The sequence below is a fragment of the Nocardiopsis sp. RV163 genome, from assembly GCF_001029525.1.
Classification (GTDB): domain Bacteria; phylum Actinomycetota; class Actinomycetes; order Streptosporangiales; family Streptosporangiaceae; genus Nocardiopsis; species Nocardiopsis dassonvillei.
Map to the genome: position 1 here is coordinate 68329 of NZ_LEKI01000008.1, position 7880 is coordinate 76208.

5 protein-coding genes are annotated in these 7880 nt (G+C 73.1%); all 5 read left to right on the forward strand.

The genetic code is table 11. From position 1 onward, the window contains the following. Nucleotides 1-57 precede the first annotated feature (57 nt). The 5 genes from ABD54_RS03035 to gatA all read left to right on the forward strand — a co-directional run bounded on the left by ABD54_RS03035 (nucleotide 58) and on the right by gatA (nucleotide 7728). Nucleotides 58-1101 carry a methionine synthase gene (locus ABD54_RS03035; protein ID WP_047867900.1) on the forward strand — a complete coding sequence of 348 codons (1044 nt, stop codon included), beginning with the start codon at nucleotides 58-60 and terminating at the stop codon, nucleotides 1099-1101. A 40-nt stretch (nucleotides 1102-1141) separates the two neighbouring features. Further along, on the forward strand, nucleotides 1142-3445 hold the full coding sequence (gene ligA, locus ABD54_RS03040) for an NAD-dependent DNA ligase LigA (RefSeq protein WP_047867901.1): 2304 nt from the start codon (nucleotides 1142-1144) through the stop codon (nucleotides 3443-3445). 308 nt (nucleotides 3446-3753) lie between these two features. Then, nucleotides 3754-5802 carry a bifunctional diguanylate cyclase/phosphodiesterase gene (locus ABD54_RS03045; protein ID WP_047867902.1) on the forward strand — a complete coding sequence of 683 codons (2049 nt, stop codon included), beginning with the start codon at nucleotides 3754-3756 and terminating at the stop codon, nucleotides 5800-5802. Between the two features lie 124 nt (nucleotides 5803-5926). After that, nucleotides 5927-6226, forward strand: coding sequence for an Asp-tRNA(Asn)/Glu-tRNA(Gln) amidotransferase subunit GatC (gene gatC, locus ABD54_RS03050; RefSeq protein WP_013151219.1), 300 nt, complete (start codon nucleotides 5927-5929; stop codon nucleotides 6224-6226). Nucleotides 6227-6228: 2 nt separating this feature from the next. Continuing rightward, nucleotides 6229-7728, forward strand: coding sequence for an Asp-tRNA(Asn)/Glu-tRNA(Gln) amidotransferase subunit GatA (gene gatA, locus ABD54_RS03055; RefSeq protein ID WP_047867903.1), 1500 nt, complete (start codon nucleotides 6229-6231; stop codon nucleotides 7726-7728). The last annotated feature ends 152 nt before the right edge of the window (nucleotides 7729-7880 follow it).

Here is a 7880-nt window from a genome sequence, read left to right on the forward strand (position 1 = left end):
CCGACGCGTCCCGACGGTAGCGCCCGCCCGGGCCGCGTTGCCCTAACCTTGGGCGATGTGAGCGAACAGCACCCCTACCCCTGGCCCGCCGCGTCCTCCACCGGGGTCGGCTCCTGGCCGGGAGAGGACCCCGACGAGGCTATGCGCACCGTCCTCGGCGAACTCCCCGACCTGCCCCACCTGCCCGAGCTGCCCGCGCGCGGCGTCGGCGCCGACATGGTCGGCCGCACCTGCGGCCTCCTGGTGGAGTTCCCCGTGGAGGTCCAGCCCAGCGGCTGGCGGGTCGCCGACAGCCCCGGTCGCGACCTGGGCCGCGCGGCCGGCCTCATGTCCTACGACCTCGACGCCCTCACAGAGCACGCCCACGGCTTCACCGGCACCCTCAAGGTGCAGGTAGCGGGGCCGTGGACCCTGGCCGCGTCGGTCGAGCTGCGCAACGGCCAGCGCCTGGTCTCCGACCCGGGGGCCTGCCGGGACCTGGCCGAGTCGCACCTGGAGGGCGTCCTCGCGCACCTGGCCGAGGTCCGCAGGCGGGTCCCCGGCGCCCGGCTCCTCGTCCAGGTCGACGAACCCTCCCTGCCCGCGGTCCTGCTGGGCGCCCTGCCCACCGCGAGCGGCTACGGCCGCCTGCCCGCCGTCGACCGGGTGCGCGTCGAGGCCGCCCTGCGCCTCCTCTTCGCCGCTATCGAGGGCACCGGGGCGGTCCCCGCCGCGCACTGCTGCGCCCCGGGTGTCCCCGTCGACCTGCTGCGCCGCAGCGGCGCCCGCGCGCTGAGCCTCAACGCCCTCCTCCTCACCCGCGACCACGACGAGACGGTCGGCACGGCCGTGGAGGCGGGCACCGGACTCCTGCTCGGGGTGGTTCCCCCCACCGACGACGCCGCGCCCGCGCGGACCGCACGAATGTCCGACCCCGCCGCTACTGTCGATCCTGTTCGCGAGTTGTGGAACCGGCTGGGATTCTCCCCCGACCTGCTCTCCCGCGCGGTGGTCACCACGCCCACGTGCGGGCTGGCGGGCGTCTCTCCCGGCCACGCGAGGGCGGCCCTGGACGCCTCCCGAGCCGGTGCCCGGGTCCTGCGGGACGAGCCCCGAAGGTAGCGCCCGCAGCAGGCGAGCACGAGAGCGAGAAAGGTACCGAGTGAGCGCGCCCGACACCACCACCCACATCCCCGACGAGGTTCGCGCCCGGCACACCGAGCTGTGCCAGGAACTGGACGACCACAGTTACCGGTACTACCTGGGCACACCGGTGGTCTCCGACGCCGAGTACGACGCCCTCATGCGTGAGCTGGTCGGCATCGAGGACTCCTACCCCGCCCTGGTCACCCAGGACTCGCCCACGCAGAAGGTCGGCGCGCCCATCAGCGTCGACTTCGCCGCGGTCGAGCACCTGGTGCGGATGGAGAGCCTGGGCAACGCCTTCGACGTCGACGAGCTCAACGCCTGGGCCGACCGGGCCGGCGCCGAGGTGCCCGTCAGCGGCTACCTGTGCGAGCTCAAGATCGACGGCCTGGCCGTGGACCTGGTGTACGAGAAGGGCCGCCTCGTGCGCGCCGCCACCCGCGGTGACGGGCGCGTCGGCGAGGACATCACCCTGAACGTGCGCACCATCGGGGTCGTCCCCGAACGCCTGGACGAGAGCGTGCGCCCCGCACCCGAGCTGTTGGAGGTGCGCGGAGAGGTCTTCCTGCCGGTGGAGGACTTCGGAAAACTCAACGAGCGCATCACCGCCTCGGGCGAGCACACCCCCTTCGCCAACCCCCGCAACGCCGCCGCCGGGTCGCTGCGCCAGAAGGACCCCCGAGTCACCGCCACCCGGCCGCTGTCGATGATCGTGCACGGCGTGGGCGCCTACTCTCCGGCGGAGGGCGGCGGCGGGGACGTGGCCTTCACCAGCCAGTCGCAGGCCTACCGGCTGCTGGGGGAGTGGGGGCTGCCGCTCAGCGACCGCTACCGGGTCGTCACCACTATGGACGGGGTCCGCGAGTACGTGGGGTACTACGCGGCCAACCGCCACGAGCCCGCCTACGAGATCGACGGCATCGTCGTCAAGGTCGACGACTTCGCCCTGCAGCGGCGCCTGGGCTCCACCAGCCGCGTCCCGCGCTGGGCGATCGCCTACAAGTACCCGCCCGAGGAGGTCACCACCCGCCTGATCGACATCAAGGTGGGCGTGGGCCGCACCGGGCGCGTCACCCCCTACGGGGTCATGGAGCCGGTGGTCGTGGCCGGGTCCGAGGTCGAGTTCGCCACCCTGCACAACGCGCGCGAGGTCGAGCGCAAGGGCGTGCTCATCGGCGACACGGTCGTGCTGCGCAAGGCGGGCGACGTCATCCCCGAGATCGTCGCCCCTGTGCTCGACCGACGCGACGGCACCGAGCGGGCCTTCGCCATGCCCGAGTCCTGCCCCGAGTGCGGTACCGCACTCGGCCAGCAGAAGGAGGGCGACGTCGACCTGCGCTGCCCCAACGCCCGTTCCTGCCCGGGCCAGTTGCGCGAGCGCCTGTTCTTCGTGGCCAGCCGCAAGGCCCTGGACATCGAGGCCCTGGGCTACGTGGCCGCCACCGCCCTCACCCAGCCGCTGGAGCCCGCCCGGCCGCCGGTGCGCGACGAGGGCGACCTGTTCGACCTCACCGTCGACATGCTGCTGCCGATCCGCACCCACGTGCTCGACCCCGACACCACCGAGCCCAAGACCGACTCCAAGACCGGCGAGCCCAAGGTGGTGTCCTTCTTCGCCAACAAGAAGGGCGAGCCCAAGAAGACGGTCGATAAGCTCTTCGAGCAGTTGGAGGAGGCCAAGTCCAAGCCGCTGTGGCGGGTGCTGGTGGCGCTGTCCATCCGGCACGTGGGTCCGCGGGCGGCGGAGGACCTGGCCCGCCACTTCCGCTCCATGGACGCCATCCGCGCGGCCAGCGAGGAGGAGTTGGCGGCGGTCGACGGCGTCGGCCCGACCATCGCCGCCTCCATCCGCGAGTGGTTCGCGGTGGACTGGCACGCCGAGATCGTCCGCAAGTGGACCGAGGCCGGGGTGCGCATGGAGGACGAGGACGACGGCTCCAGGCCGCGTCACCTGGAGGGAGTCACCGTGGTGGTGACCGGTTCCCTGGAGGGTTTCAGCCGGGACGGGGCCAAGGAGGCGATCGCCGAGCGCGGCGGCCGGGCCACGGCGTCGGTGTCCAAGAAGACCGGTTTCGTGGTGGTCGGCGACAACCCCGGCTCCAAGTACGACAAGGCCGTCAAACTGGGGGTGCCGGTCCTGGACGAGGAGGGCTTCCGCGTCCTGCTGGAGGCCGGTCCGGAGGCGGCCGAGTCCAGGCGCGTCAACCCCGCGCCCGAGGAGTCCGACGCCGAGGCCGACACCGAAGCCGTCCCCGGGTCAGCCGAGACCGGATCGGCCCCGAACGCCGCCGACGAGGAGGCCGTCAGGGGCGGGGCCTGAGGGGAGGGGCCGCACCCCCTGAGCGCGGCCGCGGGAGCCGGGGCGTGCCGGACCCGCAGCCGTGTCGGTCCCGCGTACCTTTTCGGGGATCTCTCACCACGCACAGCCCGGCCTTGGTTAACTGATAGTTCCCGGCAAGCGACAGTTGGTGACGAAACCGCGTAAGGTGGACAGTAACGCACAGGATGCGGGTGTATCCGAAACCGGAATTCGGCCATGAGGGGTGGCCGGGCGCCGGGAACCCCGAACAGGAGCGGCGGCACCGTCCGGCGCCGCCGTACTCCGCGGCCCCCTCACAAGGACCAGGCATGAAGGATCCCAACAGCACAAGGGACATCGCTCCCCGGGCCGGGACACCGCTCTGGCTGTACATGCTGGGCGCCACGGCCGCCGGTGCGGTCCTGCTCCTCGTCTCCGGCCTCGGCCTGGGGACGGACGAACTGCGCGCTCTCGCCGTCGAACCGCTCACCTGGGTTCTGCTGTGCATGATCGTCCTCGGCGAGCTGCGCCCCCTCACACTCCCCGGCCAGGCGCCCGGCGACGGCGTGCCCACCTCGCTGCCCTTCTCGCTCGCGCTCGTCATCCTGCACGGCCTGCCCGTGGCCGCCCTGGCCCAGGTCACCGCCACCGCGGTCGCCGGGTTCGCGCGCGGCCACGCCCCCCACCGCATCGCCTTCAACGCCGCCCAGTACACGCTCTCGCTCGGCGTCGCCGACGCCGTCCTGCGCCTGCTGCTGCCCGGAACCGTCCAGGGCACGTGGCTGCCCGCCGCGGGCGAACTCCTGACCGTCGCCCTCGCCGGGGCGGGCTACTTCGCGGTCAACCGCGTCCTGGTCCTGTGCGCGGTGGCCATGCACGAACGCGTGCCCCTGCGACAGGTCATGTCCAAGGGCCTGGCCCAGCAGCTGCACGTCAACGGCGTCCTGCTCAGCCTCACCCCGCTCGTGGTCGTGGCCGCGACCCACTCGGTGCTCTACGTCCCCCTGTTCGCGCTCCCGCTCGGCGCGCTCTACACGAGCGCCATGCTGTCGGTCCAACGCGACCACCAGGCCAACCACGACGAACTCACCGGCCTGGCCAACCGCAAGCTCCTCACCCTGCGCGCCCGCGAGGAGATCGCCCACGCCCAGCAGCGCGGCGGCAGCGTCGGCCTGCTCCTGCTCGACCTCGACCGGTTCAAGGAGGTCAACGACACCCTGGGCCACCCCACCGGTGACCGCCTCCTCCAGACCGTCGCGCGCAGGCTCACCCACAGCGTCCGACCCGGAGACCTCGTCTCCCGCCTGGGCGGGGACGAGTTCGCCGTCCTGCTGCCCCAGGTCCGCGACAACGACTCCGCGTGCGAGGTGGCCTTCCGGCTGCGCGGCGCCCTCGCCGAACCGGTCCGCCTGGACGGCATGGACTTCGACCTCCAGGCCAGCATCGGCATCGCCCTGCACCCCCACGACGCCCCCGACTTCGCGCTCCTCATGCAGCGCGCCGACGTCGCCATGTACGTCGCCAAGGCCGACCGCACCGGCGTGGAGTCCTACGACCCCGGCAAGGACCGCAACTCCACCGCCCGGCTCAGCCTCTACACCGAACTGCGCCGCGGCCTGTCCGAGGGCGCACTGGAGATGCACTACCAGCCCAAGGTCGACCTGGGCGACGAACGCCCCGTCGGCCTGGAGGCCCTGGCCCGCTGGCGCCACCCCACCCGCGGGCTGCTCACCCCCGAGGAGTTCATACCGGTCGTGGAGCAGTCCAACCTGCTGCGCGCCTTCACCGGCCAGGTCCTGGACATCACCCTGGCCCGTGCCGCTTGCTGGCACGCCGAGGGCCTCGACCTGCCCGTCGCCGTCAACCTCGGCGTACGCGAACTGCTCGACCCCGCGCTGCCCCCCACCGTCGCCTCCGCGCTGCGCGAGCACGGCGTACCGGCCGACCGGCTGGTCCTGGAGATCGGCGAGCACGCGCTGATCACCGACACCGAAGCCGCCACCGCGGCGGTCCGCCGCCTGCGCGACCTCGGCGTGGGCCTGTCCCTGGACGACTTCGGCACCGGCCACTTCACCCTCGCCCAGCTCGCCGGCCTGCCCCTGGACGAGGTCAAGATCCACGAGTCCTTCACCGCCCGCCTGGTGGACCGGACCGACAACGGCCACACCGTCGTCCGGGCGGCCATCGCGCTGGTCAAGGCGCTGGGCATGCGCGCCACCGCCGAGGGCGTCCAGAGCGGCGAACTCGCCCGCGCCGCCCGCGACACCGGCTGCCACGCCGCCCAGGGCCACCACTTCTCCGCACCGCTGACCGCGCGGGAGGTCACCGACTGGGTCGCCGCCCGCGACGGCGGGACCGCGGCCGGCACCCGCGTCTGACCGGGGAGCCGCCGGACGGCGCCGGCCCGGGGGCCCGACCGTCGGCCGACCGGCGCCGGGACCGACCCCGGAGCCATAGGATTGATCCCGATAGTCCTTCCGCCGAAGAAACGGTTCGCATTCCATGACCGCCATCACCCGCGATGAGGTCGCGCACCTCGCCCGGTTGTCGCGGCTGGCGCTCGACGAGAGCGAGCTCGACACGCTCGCCGCCCAGCTCGGTGACATCCTGACCGCCGTGGCCAAGGTGCAGGAGGTCGCCCAGGGCGACATCCCGCCCAGCTCGCACGCCCTGCCGCTGACCAACGTCTACCGCCCCGACGAGGCCAGGCCCGGCCTCGCCCACGACCAGGCACTGGCCGGTGCCCCGGCGGTGGAGGACCAGCGCTTCCGGGTTCCGCGGATCCTCGGGGAGGGTGAGTAGCGGTGAGCGACGTCATCAGCCTGACCGCCGCCGAACTCGGCGAGGCCATCAGGGAGGGGCGGGTGACCTCCGAGGAGGCCACCACCGCCTACCTGGACCGGATCGAGTCCGTGGACGGCGAGATCAACGCCTTCCTGCACGTTCGCCGCGAGACCGCGCTCGAGCAGGCCCGCGCGGTGGACGCCCGCCGCGCCGCCGGTGGGGAACTGGGCCCGCTCGCCGGCGTCCCGGTCGCCCACAAGGACGTGTTCACCACCGAGGACATGCCCACCACCGCCGCCTCGAAGATCCTCGAGGGCTGGCAGCCGCCCTACGACGCCACCGTCACCGCGCGCCTGCGCGAGGCCGGTCTGGTCATCCTGGGCAAGACCAACATGGACGAGTTCGCCATGGGCTCCTCCACGGAGAACTCCGCCTACCAGGTCACCCGCAACCCGTGGGACACCGACCGTATCCCGGGAGGCTCCTCCGGCGGCTCCTCCGCGGCCGTGGCCGCCTTCGAGGCGCCCCTGGCCACCGGCACCGACACCGGCGGCTCCATCCGCCAGCCCGCCGCCGTGTGCGGCCTGGTCGGCGCCAAGCCCACCTACGGCGGCTCCTCCCGCTACGGGATGATCGCCTTCGCCTCCTCCCTGGACACCCCGGGCCCCTTCGCGCGCAACGTGCTCGACGCCGCCCTGCTCCACGAGGCCTTCTCCGGGCACGACCCGCGCGACTCCACCTCCATCGACGCCCCGGTCCCGCCGGTCGTGGACGCCGCCCGCCTGGGCGACGTCGAGGGCCTGCGCGTGGGCGTGGTCAGCGAACTGGACAGCGACGGCTTCCAGCCGGGCGTGCGCCAGCGCTTCCACGAGACGCTGGAACTGCTGGAGTCCCTGGGCGCGAAGATCGTGGAACTGTCCTGCCCGAGCTTCGACGCCGCCCTGTCGGCGTACTACCTCATCGCGCCCAGCGAGTGCTCGTCCAACCTCGCCCGCTTCGACGCCATGCGCTACGGCCTGCGGGTGGGCGACGACGGCACGCGCAGCGCCGAGGAGGTCATGTCGCTGACCCGGGCGCAGGGCTTCGGCCCCGAGGTCAAGCGCCGCATCATGCTGGGCACCTACGCCCTCTCCAGCGGCTACTACGACGCCTACTACGGCAGCGCCCAGCAGGTGCGCACGCTGATCAAGCGCGACTTCGACGCCGCCTTCGAGAACGTGGACGTGCTGGTCTCGCCGACGACGCCGACCACGGCGTTCCCGATCGGCGAGCGCGCCGAGGACCCGATGGCCATGTATCTGGCCGACCTGTGCACGATCCCGTCCAACCTGGCCGGGAACGCGTCGCTGTCGGTGCCGTGCGGCCTGGCCCCGGAGGACGGCCTGCCCGTCGGCTTCCAGATCATGGCCCCGCCCCTGGCCGACGACCGCACCTACCGGGTCGCGGCCGCGGTAGAGCGCGCGCTGACCGAGCGCGACGGCGACCTGCTGGCACGCAGCCCCTACGCGGTCGCCCGCTAGGAGCCGGCCGCCGCGGAGTCGTCGAGCGCCCGCCGTCCCGGTGAGGGGCGGCGGGCGCTGTGCTGTCGGCGCCCGGGAGCTCCTGGGAGCCGACAGCGGTTGCGTTCGCTCCGGGAGCTCGGGGATCCGGGAACCCGGGGGCGGGGGAAGCC

Bases quoted from the DNA above. Each gene is read 5' to 3' on its own strand.
- gatC (WP_013151219.1), top strand. From the start codon at position 5,927: ATGACCGCCATCACCCGCGATGAGGTCGCGCACCTCGCCCGGTTGTCG.
- ABD54_RS03045 (WP_047867902.1), top strand. From the start codon at position 3,754: ATGAAGGATCCCAACAGCACAAGGGACATCGCTCCCCGGGCCGGGACA.